This is a genomic window from Rhodococcus oxybenzonivorans (assembly GCF_003130705.1).
Lineage (GTDB): Bacteria > Actinomycetota > Actinomycetes > Mycobacteriales > Mycobacteriaceae > Rhodococcus_F > Rhodococcus_F oxybenzonivorans.
Genome location: NZ_CP021356.1, coordinates 125,170 through 146,513, shown reverse-complemented (window position 1 = coordinate 146,513; position 21,344 = coordinate 125,170). Strand labels below are relative to the sequence as shown.

The 21,344-nt window shown below is 63.1% G+C and carries 12 protein-coding genes, 4 pseudogenes and 1 other annotated feature; of the genes and pseudogenes, 8 read left to right on the top strand and 8 right to left on the bottom strand.

What is annotated here, in order from left to right; translation table 11 throughout:
- Positions 1-411: 411 nt before the first annotated feature.
- The 4 genes from CBI38_RS39930 (at position 412) to CBI38_RS36295 (ending at position 6,054) form a co-directional block, all read left to right on the top strand.
- Positions 412-783, top strand: a complete 372-nt coding sequence (locus CBI38_RS39930; protein WP_230990479.1) for a BlaI/MecI/CopY family transcriptional regulator — start codon at positions 412-414, stop codon at positions 781-783.
- Positions 780-1,694: a M56 family metallopeptidase gene (locus tag CBI38_RS36305; RefSeq protein WP_109336240.1), complete on the top strand. Its 915-nt coding sequence runs from the start codon at positions 780-782 to the stop codon at positions 1,692-1,694. The genes CBI38_RS39930 and CBI38_RS36305 overlap by 4 nt, the downstream gene beginning before the upstream one ends.
- A gap of 166 nt (positions 1,695-1,860) precedes the next feature.
- Positions 1,861-3,048 carry a TerC family protein gene (locus CBI38_RS36300; RefSeq protein WP_109336239.1) on the top strand — a complete coding sequence of 396 codons (1,188 nt, stop codon included), beginning with the start codon at positions 1,861-1,863 and terminating at the stop codon, positions 3,046-3,048.
- Positions 3,049-3,741: 693 nt separating this feature from the next.
- Complete coding sequence (locus CBI38_RS36295) at positions 3,742-6,054, top strand: SulP family inorganic anion transporter (RefSeq protein WP_109336238.1); 2,313 nt, start codon at positions 3,742-3,744, stop codon at positions 6,052-6,054.
- A gap of 488 nt (positions 6,055-6,542) precedes the next feature.
- On the opposite strand, the pseudogene CBI38_RS36290 reads toward CBI38_RS36295, so the two are convergent.
- From CBI38_RS36290 to serA, 4 genes and pseudogenes are all read right to left on the bottom strand, one after another.
- Positions 6,543-7,573 (bottom strand): annotated as a pseudogene (locus tag CBI38_RS36290) (3-oxoacyl-ACP synthase III family protein).
- Positions 7,570-8,211 carry an SRPBCC family protein gene (locus CBI38_RS36285; RefSeq protein ID WP_109336237.1) on the bottom strand — a complete coding sequence of 214 codons (642 nt, stop codon included), beginning with the start codon at positions 8,209-8,211 and terminating at the stop codon, positions 7,570-7,572. The pseudogene CBI38_RS36290 and the gene CBI38_RS36285 overlap by 4 nt, the downstream one beginning before the upstream one ends.
- A complete protein-coding gene (locus CBI38_RS36280; protein ID WP_204165068.1) occupies positions 8,208-9,869 on the bottom strand; it encodes a thiamine pyrophosphate-binding protein in 1,662 nt (553 codons plus the stop codon). Before CBI38_RS36280 ends, CBI38_RS36285 begins: the two co-directional genes overlap by 4 nt.
- A 404-nt stretch (positions 9,870-10,273) precedes the next feature.
- Positions 10,274-11,869, bottom strand: a complete 1,596-nt coding sequence (gene serA, locus CBI38_RS36275) for a phosphoglycerate dehydrogenase (protein ID WP_109336235.1) — start codon at positions 11,867-11,869, stop codon at positions 10,274-10,276.
- 164 nt (positions 11,870-12,033) lie between these two features.
- On the opposite strand from serA, the gene CBI38_RS40900 reads away from it, so the two are divergent.
- Positions 12,034-12,591, top strand: coding sequence for a class I SAM-dependent methyltransferase (locus tag CBI38_RS40900; RefSeq protein WP_109336234.1), 558 nt, complete (start codon positions 12,034-12,036; stop codon positions 12,589-12,591).
- Positions 12,592-12,850: 259 nt separating this feature from the next.
- Here the strand turns inward: CBI38_RS40900 and CBI38_RS36265 are convergent.
- Positions 12,851-13,195 (bottom strand): annotated as a pseudogene (locus CBI38_RS36265) (transposase); the annotation flags it as partial.
- A gap of 50 nt (positions 13,196-13,245) precedes the next feature.
- On the opposite strand from CBI38_RS36265, the pseudogene CBI38_RS36260 reads away from it, so the two are divergent.
- Positions 13,246-14,518: pseudogene (locus CBI38_RS36260) on the top strand (IS3 family transposase).
- Positions 13,518-13,649: a sequence feature (AL1L pseudoknot), on the top strand. Its footprint overlaps the pseudogene before it by 132 nt.
- A gap of 34 nt (positions 14,519-14,552) precedes the next feature.
- Here the strand turns inward: CBI38_RS36260 and CBI38_RS41015 are convergent.
- Positions 14,553-15,238 (bottom strand): annotated as a pseudogene (locus CBI38_RS41015) (IS110 family transposase); the annotation flags it as partial.
- A gap of 1,084 nt (positions 15,239-16,322) precedes the next feature.
- Here CBI38_RS41015 and ctaD point away from each other — a divergent pair.
- Positions 16,323-18,083 carry an aa3-type cytochrome oxidase subunit I gene (ctaD, locus tag CBI38_RS36245; RefSeq protein WP_230990477.1) on the top strand — a complete coding sequence of 587 codons (1,761 nt, stop codon included), beginning with the start codon at positions 16,323-16,325 and terminating at the stop codon, positions 18,081-18,083.
- A 381-nt stretch (positions 18,084-18,464) separates the two neighbouring features.
- Positions 18,465-18,692, top strand: a complete 228-nt coding sequence (locus tag CBI38_RS38225) for a hypothetical protein (RefSeq protein WP_162603417.1) — start codon at positions 18,465-18,467, stop codon at positions 18,690-18,692.
- Positions 18,693-19,330: 638 nt separating this feature from the next.
- On the opposite strand, the gene CBI38_RS36235 is transcribed toward CBI38_RS38225, so the two are convergent.
- Both CBI38_RS36235 and CBI38_RS38220 read right to left on the bottom strand, forming a co-directional pair.
- A complete protein-coding gene (locus tag CBI38_RS36235) occupies positions 19,331-19,984 on the bottom strand; it encodes an adenylate/guanylate cyclase domain-containing protein (RefSeq protein ID WP_162603416.1) in 654 nt (217 codons plus the stop codon).
- Between the two features lie 71 nt (positions 19,985-20,055).
- A complete protein-coding gene (locus CBI38_RS38220) occupies positions 20,056-21,207 on the bottom strand; it encodes a hypothetical protein (RefSeq protein WP_162603415.1) in 1,152 nt (383 codons plus the stop codon).
- Between the last annotated feature and the right edge of the window lie 137 nt (positions 21,208-21,344).

Below are 21,344 nucleotides of genomic sequence, written 5' to 3'. Positions count from 1 at the left end.
CTGTCGGAGTAACAGGCGGGATCGTTAGCCACCGCTCCCGAACCGGCCGCTCAATGTTCTTGGCACAGTCCGCCCCGAATTTGGAGGAGCCGGTGTCGGTGGTGGCATCGAAGACAGCGTGCAGATCCGGAAGCTATGTGTGATGTCACCGATCCCGACAGGGTTCAAATCCACCGGCACGGGTGCCTGCCGCGGCGGCGCAGTCGACATGCTCATCCTACGATTCCGCTGACCTCGGTAACCTTGGATAGCGGTACATGGGCGTGCCTGGTCTTTTTCCGCGCGGCTGGGTACGCGCTTCGGCGTTCTACAATCGGTGGTAGACAGTACTCGGTCACGGACGCTTTCGGCGTCCCCACCAGTGATCGCCACACCACATTTTCACACCGTCTTCGAAGGTCAGGAGGTGACGTGCGCCGATTCAGCGAATTGGAGGCGGCGGTGATGGAGTCGCTGTGGAGTCGGACAGACAGCGTTTCGGGTGCTCAAGTGTTCGATGAATTGGGTGCCGAGCGCCAGATTGCGTATACGACGGTGATGCGCACGCTCGATACCCTTCATCGTATGGGTTGGTTGACTCGGCAGCGCAGCGGCCGGGCCTTCGTGTACAGGCCTACCCTCACGCGCGCGCAATACAGCGCCCGTGTCATGCGGCATGCGCTAGGAAAGGGTGGTCAGCCGGAACTTGTCCTGACGCATTTCCTCGAGCAGATGACCGAGGACGATACGGCCGCCCTGCACGCCGCCCTACGACGTCTCGCATCCGGCAGGGAATCCGAATGACCGCGGCCGCGTGTCTGCTGCTCTACAGCTATGTAGTTGCGGTGGTAGCGCCTCGTGTGCTTCCCGCCGTGACCCGCACCGGTTCGGTTCCCCGACTCGCTGTCGCGGTGTGGTTGCTGACAATCAGTACCGTCGTTGCGTCGTGGGTGGCTTCCTCAACGATTCTTCTGTTCGAAGTGCTGTCTCAGCGCAGCCATTTCGGACGGGCTGTCGTAGACGCGCACGTGTCCGCTGTCCATGACCTGGTCACCGGACACGTGGGACTGTCCCTCGGACTCCTGATCTTCTCCACGGGAGCACTGCTCCTGTTGACCGCGCGGGTGTGCCGGAGCGTGGCACGCAGCAGGAAGCACACCCGCCGACACGCACATTTGGTCCGAGGTCTCGGACGCACCGTGGGTGAATGGGATGCAGTACTTGTCGACGCGCCGGAGCGGGTCGCCTACTGTGTCGCCGGTCGACGGTCGACGATCGTGATCAGCAGCGGCGCTGTTGCTGTTCTGGACGAGCGTCATCTGAACGCCGTGCTGGCGCATGAGCGCGCGCACTTGGCGGGTCGGCACCACGCGATCCTCGAGGTGACCCGGGCCATCAGTCAGGTGCTGCCACGGGTGCGGCTGTTCGCCACCGCGAATGCCGATCTCGCGCGCTTGTTGGAGATGTGCGCCGACGATGGCGCTGCGCGGGTTCACGGGTCCGGGTGCGTGCTCGGCGCTCTCGTCGCGTTGACCGGTCCTTCGCCGGCACCTGCGCATGCGCTCGGCGCGTCGTCGGTCGGCGTCCTTGCCCGCGCCCAACGGCTCGCTTCACCGGCGAGCGCCGCGCAACGAGTTCGCGACCGGGTGACGTTGGCTGTGGTGACGGGCGGGGTGATCGCCGCCCCACTGACTGTCGTGCATCTTCAGGCGTGACGAGATCGTCCGAACATCCACGCTCGCAGCGGCGCGCCGCGGCCTGACATCCGGTCTCGCGGACGGTGTTCGGAGGCACCGTGGCGAAATAGCGTGCATGAACGCAGACTGAAACTTGCGGACCTGATCCGGTCCCGGCCGATTCGACTCGCCGAAAGCAGGAACAATGCAAGTTTCTCCGCTCGTCTGGGGTGTGACGATCCTGGTGATTCTCGGTCTGCTCGCGTTCGACTTCTTCGTCCATGTTCGTAAGGCGCACACCCCGACATTGCGGGAAGCAGCTATCTGGTCTTCACTGTACGTCGGGGTCGCGGTCCTCTTCGGCGTTGTGGTTTGGGTCTTCGGCGGCACCGAGATGGGATCGGAGTACTTCGCCGGTTATGTGACGGAGAAGGCCCTCTCGGTGGACAACCTGTTCGTGTTTCTGATCATCATGTCCAGTTTCCGGGTCCCGCGCGAGGATCAGCAGAAGGTGTTGTTGTTCGGCATCGTCTTCTCGCTTGTTGCCCGGACCGGGTTCATATTTCTGGGTTCGGCACTGATCAACTCGTTCGCATGGGTGTTCTACCTGTTCGGCCTGATCTTGTTGATTACCGCGGGGAACCTGCTCAAACCCGAAGGGGAGGAGTCGCATTCCGCCGATAACTTCATCATCCGTCTGGCTAGAAAGTTGTTCCACACCACCGACTATTACGACGGCGACAAGCTGTTCACCCTTGACAAGGGCAAACGGGCCATGACCCCGATGCTGCTGGTCATGGTGGCGATCGGCGGCACAGACCTCCTCTTCGCACTGGACTCCATCCCGGCAATATTCGGGCTGACACAGAACGTCTACATTGTGTTCACCGCGACGGTCTTCTCGTTGTTGGGTCTGCGTCAGCTGTATTTCCTACTCGACGGACTCCTGGATCGTCTGGTCTACCTCTCCTACGGGTTGGCGGCCATTCTGGGATTCATCGGCGTCAAGCTGATCCTGCATGCGCTTCACGAGAACAACGTGCCGTTCGTCAACGATGGCAACCCGGTGCCCGTCGTGGTCATCAGCACGGGCCTGTCCCTGGGGGTGATTGTCGGGGTCCTGATTGTCACGGTCGTGGCATCGGTCCGCAGCCCCCGAGGAAAGGCGCAGTCCGCGATCTCGGGTGCGCGCCGTCACGCCACCGCCTATCTGGATCTCGGGTACACCGCCGATCTCGCCGAACGGGACAGGATCTACAACAAGCTACTTGCCGAGGAACAACAACTTCGGGAGCTGACACCGAAATACCGTCAATTGGTCAGGGAAGAGCAACAGTTGATGGACCTCGTCCAACGCGCCCACACTGAGCACGACGATTTTCTCTCGAGGTGAGGTGTCACCTGCCGCACCCCCGAGGAAGTTGTCGTCATTTTGCCTCCCGTGCCTTGGCGGACAGGTTCACGAGGTGGTGTGAAGTGCGTTCGTCGGTGTGGGCGTCGACGAACCCGATGCCCGTCGTGCTTTGCGTAAACCCCCCGAACAGGATTGCGGCGGTGACGAGCAGAGTCTTCCGCCGAGTGTGGTGCGTGATCCGTCCGGTGGGTCTTGGCGGCGGCCCCGTACAGCGATCTCGTTGCCCTCTTGGCTCGTCGTCTCGTCCGTTGAAGCAAGGCCTCGGGCGTGTCGCCGTCAGCATCTCTGAATCGGCGTAGACGAAGAACCGTCGGGGATTGGGAGTCCGGTGTCGTTTCCGGTTCTTACGTGGCCTTCCGTAGGTCGGGAAGCATGTCTCGTCGAACAGCATCAGGTAGACCACGCTTTCTCGCTGAACTCCCCCAAGCTCGGCGTCATCAATCCTTGACCCTGACGGCAGTGACCTAGGTCATGCACTCGGCGTTTCTCAGCTTTCTGTAAGTCTTGGCTCGTAGGTTGGTCGGGACACAGCGGCCCGAAGCCGAAACATGCTCATCCATCGCACAGCCAAGGCGACACGCCATTTACCTTGAGCACCAAACTGGTCCCTGTGACGGGCGTTCCTACGAGTTGCCTCTGTTCATGCATTCTGATCGTGGTCGAGGAGAAGAGATGACGACATCCATTGAGGCTCCGCCCGCAGGGAGCGCCGTTTCCGACAACCCTCAAGGTCGCTGGCTCGCCACCCTACTGCGATACGACGTTCCCGCCTCGTTGGTGGTCTTTCTCGTAGCGCTGCCGCTGTCGTTGGGAATCGCCATCGCATCAGGGGCGCCGATCATGGCCGGACTGATCGCCGCGGTTGTCGGTGGTGTGGTAGCAGGCCTGCTGGGCGGATCGCCGTTGCAGGTCAGTGGTCCGGCTGCGGGTCTGACTGTGGTTGTCGCTGAACTGGTCAATACGTTCGGGTGGAAGGTGACGTGCGCGATCACGGTGGGTGCGGGGGTCTTGCAGATTCTCTTCGGTCTCAGCCGGATCGCGCGTGCCGCTCTGGCGATCTCGCCGATGGTGGTGCACGCCATGCTCGCCGGAATCGGGATCACCATCGCCCTTCAGCAGGTGCATGTCCTGCTCGGTGGCAGCTCGCAAAGCTCCGCATGGAACAACCTGATTGCGCTGCCGAGTCAGATCGGAACTGCCCATCTCGACGACATCTATGTCGGCGCAGCAGTCATCGCAATCCTGGTGTCGTGGAAATTCGTGCCCGACAGGCTGCGAAGGGTGCCCGGCCCGCTGGTGGCGGTCGTCGCCGCGACCGTGTTGTCGCTGGTGTTGCCGATCAATGCCGATCGCATTGCCCTCGACGGAAGCCTTTTCGACGCCCTCGGCCTCCCGTCTCTGCCCGACGGACAGTGGCTCGGTATCGCCACGGGCGTGCTCACCGTTGCCTTGATCGCCAGCGTCGAAAGCCTGCTCTCGGCCGTCTCGGTGGACAAGATGCACACCGGCCCGCGTTCTGACCTCAACCGCGAGCTGATCGGCCAGGGCGCCGCGAACATCGCCTCCGGCATGCTCGGCGGCCTGCCCATCACCGGCGTCATCGTCCGCAGCTCCACCAACGTCACCGCTGGAGCGCGCACGCGGGCCTCCACCATCCTGCACGGGGTGTGGATTTTGGTGTTCTCCGCACTGCTCGCGAGCCTTGTCCAGCAAATCCCGAAATCCGTTCTCGCCGGCCTGCTGATTGTGATCGGTATCCAGCTCATCAAACTCGCACACCTGCGGATTGCCCACCGCACCGGTGATCTGTGGGTATACGGCGTCACCGCAGCCGCAGTCGTGTTCCTCAACCTGCTCGAGGGTGTGCTCATCGGACTGATCCTCGCGATCGCACTGGTTGTGTGGCGCGTGGTCCGCGCCTCCATCCACGCCGAACCCGTAGGCACACCGGAATCGCGCCAATGGCGGGTAGTGGTCGAAGGCTCGTGCAGTTTCCTGGCACTGCCACGGCTCACCAGCGTGCTTGCGTCCGTACCACCGGGAAGCCATGTCACAGTCGAGCTCACCGTCGACTTCCTCGACCACGCCGCCTATGAAGTGATCGAAGAATGGTCACGTCAACACGAAAGCACCGGCGGGACCGTCCTCGTCGACGAGAGAGGAACTGCGGACATGGCCGCCGCAGTGGCCGGCCCTCCGACACGCACCACCGATGGCACGGCGCAGCTCAGCAAACGAGGTGGCTTCGCCCCTTGGCGGGCATGGCAGAAGTACCTGCCCCATCACCATCACGACGGTAACGACGCCCACCTTCCCAGTCCCCGGGCCATGCGATCGGTGCTGGCCGGAATCTCCGACTACCACCGCACCCATGCGCCGCACCTTCGCCCCCACATGGACGACCTGCACGACGGACAAAACCCTGACTCGCTCTTCCTGACGTGCTCCGATTCTCGCATCGTCCCGAACATCATCACCAGCAGTGGCCCCGGGGACCTCTTTACCGTCCGCAACATCGGCAACCTCGTCCCCGCCGGTCAGCGCGATACCTCCATCGAGGCGGCATTGGCATTCGCCCTCGACGAACTCGGTGTCAGCTCGGTGATCGTGTGTGGCCACTCGGGCTGCGGTGCCATGAAAGCACTCCTCGCCGATCCTGACCGCCCGCACCCGCAGTCGTCCGGGAGCATCGCCGTCCAGGAATGGCTCGAACACGCCCAACCCAGCAAGAGGGCATACCAATCTGGACATCCTGTCGCTCGCTCCGCCGCCGACACCGGCTTCGACGCCGTTGATCAACTGGCCATGGTGAACGTCGCCCTCCAACTACAAACCCTGCAGCGGCACCCGATGATAGGGGCTGCGATGTCGGACGGATGTATTCACGTCGCCGGCCTCTTCTTCGATATCCGTACCGCACGTGTACTCGCGATTTCGACCACCACCGTCACCGAACTCGACCCCGACAGAGTGCCCGCAACTTGATCACGATTCTTGCCGGCTACCAAGACCCGACGCAGTCGCGGACTCCAACAGGAAGGACGGAGGCGTAGTTGAGCGACGATCACCAATGAGAACGACAGAGATCGATAACCGTACTCACTGCGGTGAGGATTTCGGACTCGATCGGTGCCGGACTACCCATCTCCCAACCAGGAGAACGAGACAAGAGCGCGTTCCGCGCATGCACAACATGCGGAAAGCGCATTGTGTTCCAGATCTTCCGATTGAAATATTCCGGCCCTGGGATCGTGGGTCGAATTCTTCGGAACTCTGCAGCAGCAATTCGACACGACATCGTTGATCCATAGGCGAAGCCAGAAGTCAAAATTGAACCGTTTCCCGCCCGTAAGGGCGGTCCCTACCGCGACTCGCTGGCGCTGCGGCTGCACACAACAACGTTGGCCGTCGCACCGACGCTATGGCCCGAAGGGGTTCTCGTTCAGCATGAGGGCGAACCGGCGGACCCTCGCTCAAGACTGGCCGCCGCACCAGTGCACCGCCGCGGCGCCGGCGAAGTCGCCCGCATGGGCGAACCCGGCGAACATCACCACCGATCCCGGCGTGACGTCTCCGGCTCGGACGGCGCGGTCGAACGTCACCGGGATGCCGGCGCCGAAAAGATTTCCGCACTCGTCGAAGGTATCCGGATGCCGCTCCTTCGGAAGCATCAGAGCATCACGCCAATTGCGGAGGAACAGCCGGTTCGGCTGATTGGTCACCAACAAGTCGAGTTCGTTGGGCGCGACTCCGATCCGTTGGCACACTTCGGCCGCAACCTCCGGAACGAGTTTGTTTCCGCGAGCAAACACCTTCGCGATCTTCGACTCTGTAAAGCCAAGGTGCATTTGCCCGGTGCCCGCCTCCCAGTACTTGCGGGGGGATCTGCCAAGACGGTCATCTGCCCGGCGTATCGAGGAGCATGCCGGCATTCGATGTCGAGAATCGGCGAATCGCCCGACTTGGTCAGCAGGCCCACTCCGGCGCCGTCGCCCGGGATCGCGGCCTGCGGCAACGCGCGCACCTGTTCCTGGGTGAAGATCTGTCCAGCACTGTTCTGGGTGGTGGCGATCAGCGCCGAGCGGGCATCCGTGCTCTGCAGGATCTGCCGCGCGATCTTCATCATGTAGACGAAGGAAGCGCATCCACCGTTGTGCAGATCGATCAACCACTCCGGCACGATTCCGAGCCGGTGGGCGATCTCACCGCCGCTGCCGACAATGCCGAGGTCAGGAAGCTGGGTGTGTGTAATCAGGACGTCGATCTCGCCGAGCATGTCGCTGCCCTGACGCTCGAGCAGCGGCCCGATGGCCTGCTCGATCATGTCCGGGGGTGACTCGTCGGGCGCGACGTGGTGTCGGAACGCCGGCGCCTTGAACATCACGTTGGATGCCAGATCGTCCGATTTCGCGTCCTGCCCAAAATAGTCCGCGCTCACCGTGTTCTTGGGAAGATAGCTGGATACGTCGGAGAGGCTGACCATGGTCCTGGCGTGTGTGCTCATCTCATCCACTCCGGTGTGATCGGCTGGCCGTGGGCATACCGGTGCTCGCAAATCGCTTTCAAGTTGCGCAGCTCCATCAGGTGCCCGGCGTAGAACAGCTCCCAGAAGTCGCCGACCCACGGCTCACGGTCCGACGGCGCAGTCTCGGGGTATGGGTTCTCGTCGTAGAACGGGTGGTGGCAGTTGGTCCAGAGCACCACCGAGCCGGGCTTGTTCAGCACCACCTGCGCGTCGATCACCCGCATCAGATAGATCATCCACAGGTGCTTGTCCTGGTCCCACGCACAGTGGTAGTCGACGGTGCGGGCGTCGGGGGACGAGACGGTGCGAGTGTAGATCTTGGTGTTGTCGCCGATTCGGTCGTCGGAGATCCACAGTCCTGCTTCCTCGGTCTCCTCGAATCCGCGCATGCTGTATGTCCACTCCTCCAGGCTGCGGGGGTCCGAGAGGTACTCGAACACCTCGTCCGGCGGCGCGTCGATGAAGTCCTGCACGGTGCAGTACTGCCCGTACACGTCATCGTGCGGGTAGACGGCCCGGGTCATGTCCAAGATCATCGGCATGCCCTCCTTGACGCTGATGTTCTCTATTCGGTACACGCCTGGAATGTTGAGGTCGGGGACGGCGGGGGTTGTCATGAGGTGAACTCCTCCAGAAATGGTGCAAATGGTGGGATTTCCTCGGGATCACATTCGAGCGAGATGAACACGGGTCCCGACGCTGCGGCGGTTTCCGCGAGTGCGAGTTCGACCTCCGCGATGGTGGATGCGGCACGCGCGGTGATGCCGGGAAATAGCGCAGCGATCGACTCGCCGATGTGCGCCCGGCTGAACGTGTTGAAGGTGTATTTCCCCGAGTAGTAGAGCTGCTCGCGGGTGAGGCACATGCCATGTGCGTTGTTGTTGAACACGATGAAGGTGACGGGGATCTGGTACTCGACCGCAGTGTGAACCTCGAGGCCGTGCATGAAGAACGACCCGTCGCCGGCGATCACGAAGGTCCGTCGACTTCGCCCGAGCGCGCTGCCGATGCCCGCACCGAACGAGTACCCCATTCCGCCCATGCCGAGGGCCACCACGAAGCGGCCGTCGTCCGGAACTAGTAAGTGGTGAACGACCGCGGCCCCGGTGTTCCCGGCGTCGGCGAACACGTCGGTACCCGGCGGCAGCTGCGCGGAGATCGCGGCGATGGCCTCGCTGTACCGAACGCCCGGACCGGTGGCCGGGGGCACTCTCAGCGGGAGAGGGCGACCGGGCCCATCCGGGTGAATCGGGCCACGCCGATCGACGACGCCGGCCAGAGCGACGAGGTTCTTGCCGATCGGGCCAGCGACGCTGATTTCGGCCTCGAGAAACGGCGGCTGGGAGCCGAGGTGCACAATGCGCGACGTCGCGAACGCCGCGTCGAGCCCGCCGCGGGCGGTTTGCGGCAGCGGGGTACCGACGACGACGATCAGCGACGCGTCGGCGATCAGTTCCGCCACACCCAAATGACCCATGATGCCGGTCACTCCAGCGAACAACGGATGGCTGTTGCGGAAGACGTCTTTCGCGTCCGGCGCCACAGCCACCCGGGCACCGAGTGCTACGGCGAAGGACTCGAGCTCGGCCCGGGCGTCGGCCCGGGCAACCTCCGGTCCAGCGATGACAACGACAGCGCCGTCGACCGATGCGATCAGGGCTTCAGCGCGGTCCAGGCCGACGGACGGCTCCGGCTCCGGTGCGGTGGCCGACGGCATCGATGTGGCTAGGTCGCAGATTCCGGATCGCTGAATATCCTTCGTCAGCAACAATACTGCCGGGCCACCCTGGGATGCCGACGTGAGCGCCCGTTCCAGCAGCTCGGGCACCTGCGCGCCGGAGGTGGGTTTTGCGCAGAATCTGGACACCTGCGCGAACAGGATCTCGGCATCGATCGTTCCTGCGCGACCGCTGGTGTCCTGAAATGCCCCGCGTCCCTCCGACACCTTCGTAGGCTGACCGACCAGAGCCAGTACAGGCACCCTCGAGTCGAAAGACTCGCCAAGGGCGGCAATCAAGTTCAGCGCACCACCGCCCGACGTCGCTGCCACGACGCCTAGCCGGTTCGTGTTGCGGGAGTATCCATCGGCCATGGCCGCGGCCGCGAACTCATGCTTGGCGACAATGCCGGTCATCTCCTCGCCGAACCGGTTGATGGCGTCGTACACATCCTCGATGTTCGCCCCACCCACGCCGAAGATATGACTGCTGCCGTGGTCGGCGATACGCGCGATGACGTAGTCGGCGACGGTCGACGCCGGAATGATTGGCGTCACAACGGCGATCCCTCTTCAGCCTGGCTACAGCGTGTGCGTTTCATCGCGCCACTGTAAGTGGGTGCTGTGTCGACCGCAATGGGTAGCGATGCGCCTAGCGCGTGAACTTCACCGAGCCGAGACCTGACGTGCACAGTGTCCAGCGCGACGTGATCCCGGACTGCACAAGGGGGATTTCGATAACCAAAGCGGTTGATCGACTGAAAGAAAACTAGCTGAAACTATCTGCACTGCAACAATAAGAATCCAGGACGGCCGCTTCGCTTCTGCCTGAAGCTTCTCGTCTCATAGGCCACCTCGACAGGTGTGCAGTGATGCGGCATATGATGCCGCTCGTGCTGTCCGTGGCGAACGGATTCCTATCCGCCATTAGCCGTTTGCCAACGGAGGCCACTGCAGGGCGACTATACCAGGTTGACGAGCTCGATCTTGGTGGCGCCGACGGCGGTGGAGATCGCGTCCCGCACCTCCGTCGGCACCTCCCGGTCGACGCGGAGGAGGATGGTCGCACCCTCGCCCTCGGCGTCCTGGCTGAGCTGAGCGGCCTGGATGTCGATGCCGGCGTTGCCCAGCTGGGTGCCGATCTTACCGAGCGCACCCGGCTGGTCGGTGTAGTTGATCACCAGGTTCAGGCCTTCGGCGCGCAGTTCGAAGTTGCGTCCGTTGATGTTGACGATCTTCTCGACCTGCTGAGGACCGGTCAGGGTACCCGATACGTTGATGACGCTGCCGTCACCGAAGACGCCGCGAAGGTCGACGACGCTACGGTGGTTGGGGCTCTCGGCGGCCTTGGTGACCTCGGCCGTCACGCCACGCTCTTCCGCGAGGGCAGGAGCGTTGACGAACGTCACGGCGTCCTCGATCACCGCCGAGAACACGCCACGCAGAGCCGACAGTGCCAGCACCTCGACGTCCTCGGAGGCGAGCTCGCCGCGCACATCGACGGACAGATTGACGGGGACCTCGCCCGACAGCGCCCCGAGGAGCGCACCCTGTTTGCGCACGATTTCGAGCCACGGGGCGACTTCCTCACCCACGGCGCCACCGGACACGTTGACGGCGTCGGGAACGAAATCGCCGGCAAGAGCGAGCAGTACGGACTTCGCGACATCGGTGCCGGCACGGTCCTGAGCCTCAGTCGTGGAGGCGCCGAGGTGCGGCGTCACGACGACTTCGGGAAGGTCGAACAACGGGCTGTCCGTGCAGGGCTCGGTTTCGAACACGTCGAGGCCCGCAGCACGCACGTGACCCGACTTGATGGCCTGGGCCAGCGCCGCCTCGTCGATCAGGCCACCGCGGGCGGCGTTGACGATGACGACACCCTTCTTGGTCTTGGCCAGGTTCTCCGTACCGAGCAGTCCCTTGGTCTCAGGAGTCTTCGGGAGGTGCACCGAGATCAGGTCGGCGCGCTCCAGCAACTCGTCGAGCGAAACCAGCTCGATGCCCAACTGGGCGGCACGGGCAGCCGACACATAGGGGTCGTAGGCGATGACGTGCGTCTCGAACGCTGCAAGACGCTGAGCGAAGAGCTGACCGATCCGGCCGAGCCCGACGACGCCGACGGTCTTGCCGAAGATCTCGACACCGTTGAACTTGCTGCGCTTCCACTCACGGTCACGCAGGGTGGAATCGGCGGCGGGAATCTGCCGGGTCGCGGCGAGCATCAGCGCGACAGCGTGCTCGGCTGCAGTATGAATATTGGACGTCGGGGCGTTGACCACCATGACACCGCGCTCGGTCGCAGCCGGGACGTCGACATTGTCGAGGCCGACGCCGGCGCGGGCGACGATCTTCAGCTTGGTACCGGCGGCGAGAACCTCGGCGTCGACGGTGGTGGCGGAACGGACGAGGATCGCATCGGCCTCGGGCACCGCCGCGAGCAGGGCCGGGCGATCAGGTCCATCGACCCAACGCACCTCCACACCGTCGCCCAATGCCTCGACGGTGGACGGCGCGAGCTTGTCGGCGATCAGAACAACAGGACGGCCTGGCTGGCTCACGTGCAAACTCCCTGAATAGTGGGTGGGTGGGGGTATGTGACCCCCAAACAAACTGACGGTTCAGTACCTCGTCGTGTACGGACCGACCGGGTGCGGCAGCCGAGTAACGGCGATGTACTACTATGTAGCATAGTAGATGTTCCGATACGGGTGATCCAAAACCGGTGATCGATGTCAGCGCTTCGCCGGTCCCGGACTGCGCTTCTGGGTGTGTTGGGAGGATCTCACGCCCCGCACCGCACCGCACCGCACTGGACGTCGGCTGCGGACACGGAACCGACGTCATCTGGCTCGCCTACGGCGGCTGGCGAGTGAGGGCGGTGGACATCGCCACCACTGGCTGCGCTACGCACGAGAGTACGCCGAAACCCCTCGACGCCGACATCACCAGCCGGATCGACTGGGTCCAAAGCTGCTTCGCCATAGAGACACTCGCCGAGGAGCACTCTGACCTGACCTCCATCCACTACGTGCATCCGGCAGGGTCGCGCGAGGTGCTGTTCCGTCGACTCGCGGCATCGGTCGCCCCGGGTGGCCCACTGCTCATCGTAGGCCACCACCCGTGTCCAACGGCTTCTGCACCCTCGGAACTTGTCATCCCTGAAGGGGCGGCCTGTCAAGGGTGCTGTTCAAGCCGTTCCGGCCTCCATGTGGACGGCGCCGGGCAAGGGCCATCGGTCAAGATGCAGCGCCCGCAGCGCAGCGAGGACGAACGATCTTGACGGTGGCCCGGAACGGCGCACACTGATGCGAGAGTCCGGGGGCGATGTGTAGTTGTTGTGCGGCAACGTCTCCAGTGTGATGCGTATGGGTTTGGGGCAGGGCCAAATTCCTCCGGCTGCCGGTCATCCCTTCGTCCGGCGATGGGGCGGACATGGAGCGGTGCGGTGGCAACACGCGGGGTCAATCAAGCGGCACGACCACGCCGCGATGCGGGGGTCAGACAAATTAGCGGCCGCGCGCGTGCTGCGTCCGGGGTGCTCACGCCGCCGTCCTCTTGTAGGCCAGTGCGCGGATGTGCTCGTCGCGCAGCCCGTAGTAGACGAGGGTGAGCAGCTTGCGGGCCGCGGCGATCTTCCCGATGTTCTTGCCGCGGCGGGCCTCGATGCGTGCACGATCGACGGAGATCTTCGTGGCGGCGGGTTGGTGCTGGATGGCCTCGACCGCCGCCCATCGGACCAGTTTGCTGCCCTGCTTGGTGATGTGCCCACGATGGACGACGGTGTCCGACTCGTGGTGACGCGGGGTCAGTCCCGCCCACGAACACAACCCGTCCGGTCCCGCAAACCGTTGAGCGTCTCCGATTTCGGCGACGAATACCGCACTGAATCGTCCCGAGTTTGATGCACACCTTCTTTCTTGGGAAGGTGATCCTTATGCCGAATGTCTATCCAGCCGAGGTGCGGGAGAAGGCCGTGCGCCTGGTCCTCGAACACCGTGACGAGTACGCCTCGGAGTACGAGGCGATCCGTACGATCGCCGAGCGGATGTCCCTGAAGACGGAGACGGTGCGGGTGTGGGTCCGCAAGGCCGAGGCGGCGGGTGGCGGCACCCCGGCTGCGTCGGCATCGGAGGCTGAGGCCGAACTGCGGGCTTTGCGGCGGAAGAACGCCGAGCTCGAGAAGACCATCGAAATATTGAAGGCTGCAACGTCTTTCTTCGCGCGGGAGTGCGACCCGCCACGCAAGTGATCTGCCGGTTCATCGCCGAACACCGCGATCAGTTCGGGGTCGTACCGATCTGCCGGGTGCTCACCGAGCACGGGTGCACGATCGCCCCGAGAACCTTCTACGCCTGGCGCAGCCGGCCGTTGTCGAAACGGGCATTGTGGGACGCCACCATCACCGCGGTGCTGGCCTCCTACTACGTCGAGCGGGACGAGCACGGTCGACGCAGGCCGGAGTCGCTGTACGGCTCGTTGAAGATGTGGCCCACCTGCGCCGTCAGGGCATCGAGGTGGCCCGCTGCACCGTCGAACGGCTCATGCGCGTCAACGGGTGGCGCGGTGCCAGCAGGGCGAAGAGGGTCCGCACCACCGTGCCGGAGCCGTCGGCGCCGCGGCCGCCGGATCTGGTCGACCGGAACTTCCGGGTCGATCGGCCCGACGCGCTCTATGTCGCGGACTTCACGTACGTCCGGATGGTGTCCGGCTTCGCGTACACGGCGTTCGTCATCGATGCGTTCGCCGGCACGATCGTCGGTTGGGAGGTGTCGACGTCGAAGGAGACCGCGTTCGTGCAGCGGGCGGTGAACCAGGCCTGCACCTTGCGGACGATGCAAGGTAACCCATTGCGCGGAAACACTATTCACCACAGCGACGCGGGGTCGCAATATACGGCTCTGCGCTTCGGGGAGACCTTGTTCCTGCAGGGACTGCTGCCGTCGATCGGGTCGGTGGCCGACGCCTTCGACAACGCCCTCGCCGAGACGACGGTCGGGCTCTACAAGGCCGAGTGCATCGCCGACGACTCCCCGTTCCGCATCGGGCCGCTACGCACCGTCAGCGACGTCGAGGAGGCCACCTCGGCGTGGGTGCACTGGTACAACACCGACCGGCTGATGCACCGCCTTGGGCGGATCCCACCCACCGAGTACGAGGCCAGGTACTACGCTGCAGAACGTGCCGATCAACCGGTCGCACACAAATAACAGTGTGTGCATCGGACCCGGGATGGTTCACACCGAGGACCGGGCCGACGCCGGGCAGCTGCTGAATGACGCGGTAGCCGGGATGGTTCCGCAGCTGGCCGGCGATCGCGGTGGTGAAGCGTGCCTCGTGGCTGTCGAGGACGTCGATCACCTCGAGCAGTGAGATAACCCGCTGCGCGTACGCCGCGCCGAGTGGGATCTTCGCCAGCCGTCGGCGGCCGTCGACGCCGAACAGGTCCGAAACGGGGATCAACTGGCCTTCCTTGGCGAGCACTGCGTGTACCTGAGCCTTGAGGCCTGAACGGATCGCGACCAGCTTTGCCCGGTAGCGCACCAACTCGCGCAGCTTCCGCACCGGAGGAGGCGCGATCCAGGCCTCGGGTAGACGGTTCATCCGCAGCAGATCCGCCAGATCAGACGCGTCGCGGACATCGTTCTTCACACGACGGTAGCGGAATCCTTTGACACCCAACGGTGTGCCAGATGTACGCGTGCACCGGCGGCCTGCAGTGCGTCGACCGCCCAGTACCAGCCGTAGGTGGCTTCGAGTACCACCTCCGGGTGTTCTCCGGCTTTCTCGAGCTGCATGACCAACGAGGCCGGGTCGTTGATGATCCGCACGGTGGAGAGTTGCTCTCCCGTGTCGGACTGTCGGACGATCACCGAGCGTTGCCGGTGCAGGTCGATCCGGACGAACTGTTTTCCGTCATACTCGCTCATAGGGGCCTCCTCCGTCGTGTGTAGATGTGACACCCCCAGCATTCGCCGGGAACCACGGGAGCGGGAGGCCCCGCCCCTTCATCGCATCAAGGTGCGTGAGTCCGATGGGTGTTATGCGGCGGGCTGATCCTCGCCGGTTTCGGCCTCCTCGAATGCTGTGGCGCTGTGCCGCTCGGTTCGCAGGCATCGTGTCGACTGACAGCGAAGTCGACACGAACCGCCGCGCTTCCCGGAAGCTGTCGAATGTCGGGTGGCGTCCTGGCGAGTAGGTTCATGCAGACGGGCTCTGGAACTTTCGCCTGTAAGACCGAATGCTGTGGGGATTGATCCTGCGCCAGTCGTCAACCTGACGTGGATGCAGGAGAGATTATCGGCTTGACGACCTGCCGGACAGGTTTGGATAGCGATCCGTGTAACCGAGACCAGTTCGGGTATTTGTCATGTGAATGAAAACGTCCAGCGCGTGATGCTCGGGGATGGTAGGCGCCAACCCGAGGCCACGCGCGGGCATCAGCAGGGTCCCACCCTTGGGGTCTCAGAGGGGTTTGATCGCAAAGATCGTTGCCCAGTGTGCGGCCGAATCGGGTCCAACGTACGGAAGAAGCGCATCAAAGAGACGAGAGGATATTGCGGGGTGCTCCGGTTTCATGATTGCCCACAGCGACCTGACAAAGGACAGGTTATCCGTTGCGCCACCCGTGCTCCCAGACGCTGCAAAATATGCACAGCGGGTGGTGGACCTCGTCTGATTGACCACCACGTCACCCGTGGTGGTAGCCCCTTGCGTGCCTCGTGGCAGTCGAAATGCTGCCCGGATATAGGAGGTCGTAGCGCGAAGGGCGATGTCAGCGATTCTGATCTACGCAACCGATTTTCTGTGGGAGAGAGGAGCCGTAGCGTGCCGCCGAATCCTACCGTCACGGAACGTAATTGGTAGTACGTCTGCCGGTCTGAGTGTGGTACCTCAGTGGGAACGGGTACTCGCTGCGAACCTCCCGAAGTCACCCAACTACTATGGTGCATAGTAGGTGATCTAAGCTGCAGAACGTCTCATCACTTGTGTCTCGACAGGAAGCGGGAACATATGACCGCCATCGCCCCTACACCGGTCCCCTCGCGACCGTATCCTCCGCGTAAGGCAGCTAAGGGGTCGTTCATCGTCAAGATGATCACTACGACGGACCCGAAGGTGCTGGGGATCATGTATTTGGTGACCTCATTTGTCTTCTTCCTGATCGGCGGCTTGATGGCGCTGATCATGCGTAGTGAGCTCGCGGTGCCGGGTATGCAGTTCTTGTCGAATGAGCAGTACAACCAGCTGTTCACGATGCACGGCACGATCATGCTGCTGCTGTACGCGACTCCTGTCGTGTTCGGATTTGCCAACTTCATCCTGCCGCTGCAGATCGGCGCCCCCGACGTGGCGTTCCCGCGACTCAACGCGTTCAGCTACTGGCTGTACCTGTTCGGCGCGATCATCACCACGGCCGGCTTCATCACCCCCGGTGGTGCCGCGGACTTCGGCTGGACTGCTTACACGCCACTCAGTTCTGCAGTCAGCTCGCCGGGAATGGGCGCTGACTTCTGGATTGTGGGGCTGATGCTCTCCGGATTGGGCACGATCCTCGGTGGCGTCAACATGATCACCACGATTGTGTGCCTGCGGGCCCCCGGTATGACGATGTTTCGGATGCCGATCTTCACCTGGAACATCTTCGTCACCTCCATCTTGATCCTTATCGCTTTCCCACTCCTGACCGCGGCGTTGGCGGCTCTGTTGGTTGATCGTAGGTTGGGCGGTCACATCTTCGACCCGGCCAATGGCGGAGTATTGTTGTGGCAGAATCTGTTCTGGTTCTTCGGTCACCCCGAGGTGTACATCATCGCACTGCCGTTCTTCGGTATCGTCTCGGAAATCTTCCCGGTTTTTTCCCGCAAACCGATCTTCGGCTACACCGGTCTGGTCTACGCGACCCTCGCCATCGCGGCCCTGTCGATCGCGGTGTGGGCGCATCACATGTACGCCACCGGCGCGGTCCTGCTGCCGTTTTTCTCGTTCATGACGTTCCTGATCGCCGTCCCGACCGGGGTGAAGATCTTCAACTGGATCGGTACCATGTGGAAGGGGCAGTTGACGTTCGAGTCGCCGATGCTGTTCTCCATCGGCTTCCTGATCACCTTCCTCTTCGGTGGCCTGTCCGGCGTGCTCCTGGCGAGCCCGCCGCTCGACTTTCAGTTGACAGACAGCTACTTCGTGGTTGCCCACTTCCACTACGTGGTCTTCGGCACCGTCGTGTTCGCCACCTACGCCGGCATCTACTTCTGGTTCCCGAAGATGACCGGGCGGATGATGGACGAGCGCCTCGGCAAGTGGCACTTCTGGACCACCTTCGTCGGCTTCCATATGACGTTCTTGGTCCAGCATTGGGTGGGGAACGAAGGTATGCCGCGCCGCTACGCCGACTACCTGCCCTCGGACGGCTTCACGGTCCTGAACTCAATCTCCACGATCGGTTCCTTCGTCCTGGGTGCTTCGACGGTGCCGTTCATCTGGAACGTCTTCAAGAGCTACCGGTACGGTGAAGTCGTGACCGTCGACGACCCGTGGGGGTTCGGCAACTCCCTCGAGTGGGCCACCAGCTGCCCGCCGCCGCGGCACAACTTCACCGAGCTGCCCCCGATCCGTTCCGAGCGTCCTGCGTTCGAGATGCACTACCCGCACATGGTCGCGCGGATGCGTGCGGAAGCCCATACCGGCAACCACCACACGGCTTCGAGCGCCCTCGCCGAAGACATGGCAGCCGACGAACTGGGCGATTCCCCCGCGGCGCCTGGACGTATCTAACTCCTCGGCTCTGGCGCCGAGCGTGGAGATTGGAACAGACTGATGGAATCGTCTGCCGTGCCGGTGATCACAGTACCGGCGACGAACGAGGCGACGGCTGCTCTCACCGATTGGTTGATTCGAGAACTGGTGCCCACCGTGTTGAAGGGTGCCAGTCTCGACCGGTCAGCTGATGGTTTACGTGAACTGCCCGCCATTACCGCCCGACACATCAGTAGACCCCGCAGGCTTCGGGTCCACGTGCGGTGTCTGCGAGGGGTGATCAGGACGGCGGAATCGCGCCTACGTCACTACAGCAAGGGGAGATCACAGTATCCGATCGCACATGGAACTGGGCATACCATTCTCGCTGACCAGGTACCGGTACTTCCCGACCAAGTGATGGATGCGGCCGCCCGCATTGGCGGGGATGTCGCGGAACTCGGCAGCGTGGCGGCAGCGCTCGCCAATCGGGTGCTCTTTCTTGCCGGGGCGATCATCGGTTCCGGTCAGGGGGCGGTGCCGCCGGCGACCACCTGCGCGGCGGCGATCGAATCCTATTGCTCTGTCCTGACATCTCTTTGGGATGCAGACCCCCAGGCACGGGTCGAATTGAGGGTCGGCGGGTGAACGAAGCGTTTACACGGCACGCGGACTGACCGCCATCTGCGATGTTGCATTCGCATCCAGCACGGTCCGTCGGTGCGCAGCAATTGGCGTGAACTACATCTTGTCGCAGTATCCCTGGTTTCTCCACCGGAAATTTGACGGGATCTGTCGGCTTGGATCCGTGTGCAGAGTCGGCGCGAGCGGTCGAGAATAGGGGATGCGGTCCGCCCGGCACCCACGTTACAAAGAGACCTACCTAATTTCGGTTGGCCGTGTCCCTAACAGCGGTCCGTCGACACCACCACACCCGGCGACACCACCCCCCCGGATCATGCGAGAGACAGGGGCAAGGAGTCATATCGGGTCTGGCGACCGTAGCCGTTCTGTGAAGAACCGTGAACAAGGTAACGGGGAGGAGGTCTGCGACGTCGGAATGGAGCAGCCGGCGTCAGCACAACACTGGCGACAATGCCCGCGACGAGCCCGATTGTCCGGCGACCGTGAAAGGGCATGACATCCTCCTTCGATTGTGTTGGCTGTGCCGCGTCACGGATTGACGACGGATCGTCACTACTATCGGACATAGTAGTCGGTCGAATCGGCTCCGTTGACGATCCTGCGGTGCGCTGCTTCCTCTGGCGGGTTCGCCTCTTATCCGGTTACGGTTCAGAGAACCGTTCGGGGTCTTCGGCGAACGCGGCAGCGCAGGCCAAGGAACAGAACTGGTAATCGGTGCCGCGGTGGTGCAGTCGGCCCGCAGCAGTTGATGTGCGAATGCGCATTCGGCATACCGGGTCCACGCCGCCCGACGCAGTGGTCGCACCGAAGTCGAGGTCGAACAGCGCCACGGGTGTCATCAGATTCCTGAAGGACATCAGGCCGATGTCAAGGACGCCGATCCCCGCGGCGTGGGCTGCCTCTGCGATCGGGCGGCTGGTGAGGATCTGTCCGCCTGCGGCTGCAGCGGTAATGCGCGCAGCAAGGTTGACCGTCGTACCGAAGATGTCGTCGTGACGTTCGACGATCGGTCCGACGTGTGCGCCGACGCGGAGGGCCGGAAAGTGGTCGGCCTCGCTGCAGGTTTCGAGAATCCGACGGATCAGTTCGAGTCCCGAGGTGGGGGTCGTCGAGGTCAACAAGACCGCATCGCCGATTGTCTTGACGAGTCGGTCGGGCGAAGTGAGCACTGCGCGAGTGAGCTCCGCGAAGTGCTCGGCTACGTCGGCGGCTTCGGTGTCGCCGTGAACTTCCGTGAGCGCCGTGAATCCGGATAGATCGACGAACAACACTGCGACAGCGTTCGACCCGTTCATTCCGCACCCTCCATGGCGCCACACGTGTCGGCCGCGGTCTTCCCACCACCCTGGACTTGGACTGTAGGAGTCTACCGGCTCGACCGCACCGCATCGCTGCCGTGGATGGGATCGGTATGGTTGCGGCGATTTCGGTGTCCGTTCCTGTACGACGCGTTGGTCCGGTACCCGGCATCGCCGGTGTAGGCGAGCACCAGTACTACCCCTGTCGAAACCATGGCTGATACGAGCACGGCGCCGACGGCAAGTTCCGGCGACCATCTAATTCTTTCGCTGAGTTGCAGCTCGACCAATTGTGCCGACCAGATGGCGAGAGGAACAGTGAAGGCAATGCCGAGCGTTCGCAGGTGTGAGGACACGCTGCGTCCTGCGACCGCGAGTACAACGTCGATGATGAGCCCGGCAACGAGCACGGCGAGAACCACCGACAAGTCGGTGAAGTCCTGCACCATCACAGCGAGCAACGCGAGAGCCGTCACGAACACGGTGATTGCACCGAACGGGAGGCGTCGCGATCGAAGCAGATACGCCAGGGGCACCACCAACACCAACGACGTGATCAGATAGCTTGCAAGGCCGGCGACCGCCGGCGTTTCGGTGGCGGCATGCTCGGCGGTGCCCTCCGGAAAGTTCTCCACGGTGCGTAGCGGGGCGTCGGTGGTGAACGCGGATAGATAGCTCAGAGCAAATCCCGCCATTGCTGCGATCGAGGCAGCTGCAAGCATGGGGGGAGCTTTCCACGTCGTCGCATCGGGGGTCTTCGCGCGGGCGGCTAGGACAGGCCCGCTGAAGAGGAGTGCGGCACCACCGAATAGCAGCAGGTGTGTCGGACTCAGTAGTGCATCGATGCCCGTCTCAATACCGAAAATCGAGTGCCACAACATATCTCCAATCCCGGCGGCGCCGAAGATCAACGCGCCGATCAGCGCCCAGCCGTATCCGCGGGGAGGTGCCGCCGCCGCGCTCACCCACGACTCGCGCGGAGCGTGACGGCGAATACCCATCATCACCAGCAGTGCGATCGACAGGCCAAGGCCGCCGTACAACAGCGCATGCCACCAGGTGAAGAATGAGTCTGGCAGCTCCAGCCAGTGTGCTCGCCCGTCGAGGTGGACTGCGACGACGATCCACACGCTCACCGCCGCCATGCTGATGTCCTCGATGTTGGTGCTGTCAGCCCCGGGTTCAGGATGCATCGTCCGCTCGCCTTTCGCGGTAGTCATCACCGTCTCCTCTCTCGCGGCGCACAGTTCCGATCGGTCACGTAGGTTTAGATTGAACCTATACCCTGTATGGGTATAGGTCAATCGGCATCTGCATCCGTAATGCGTCCGTTCACCGTCTCGGCGATCCGAGATCG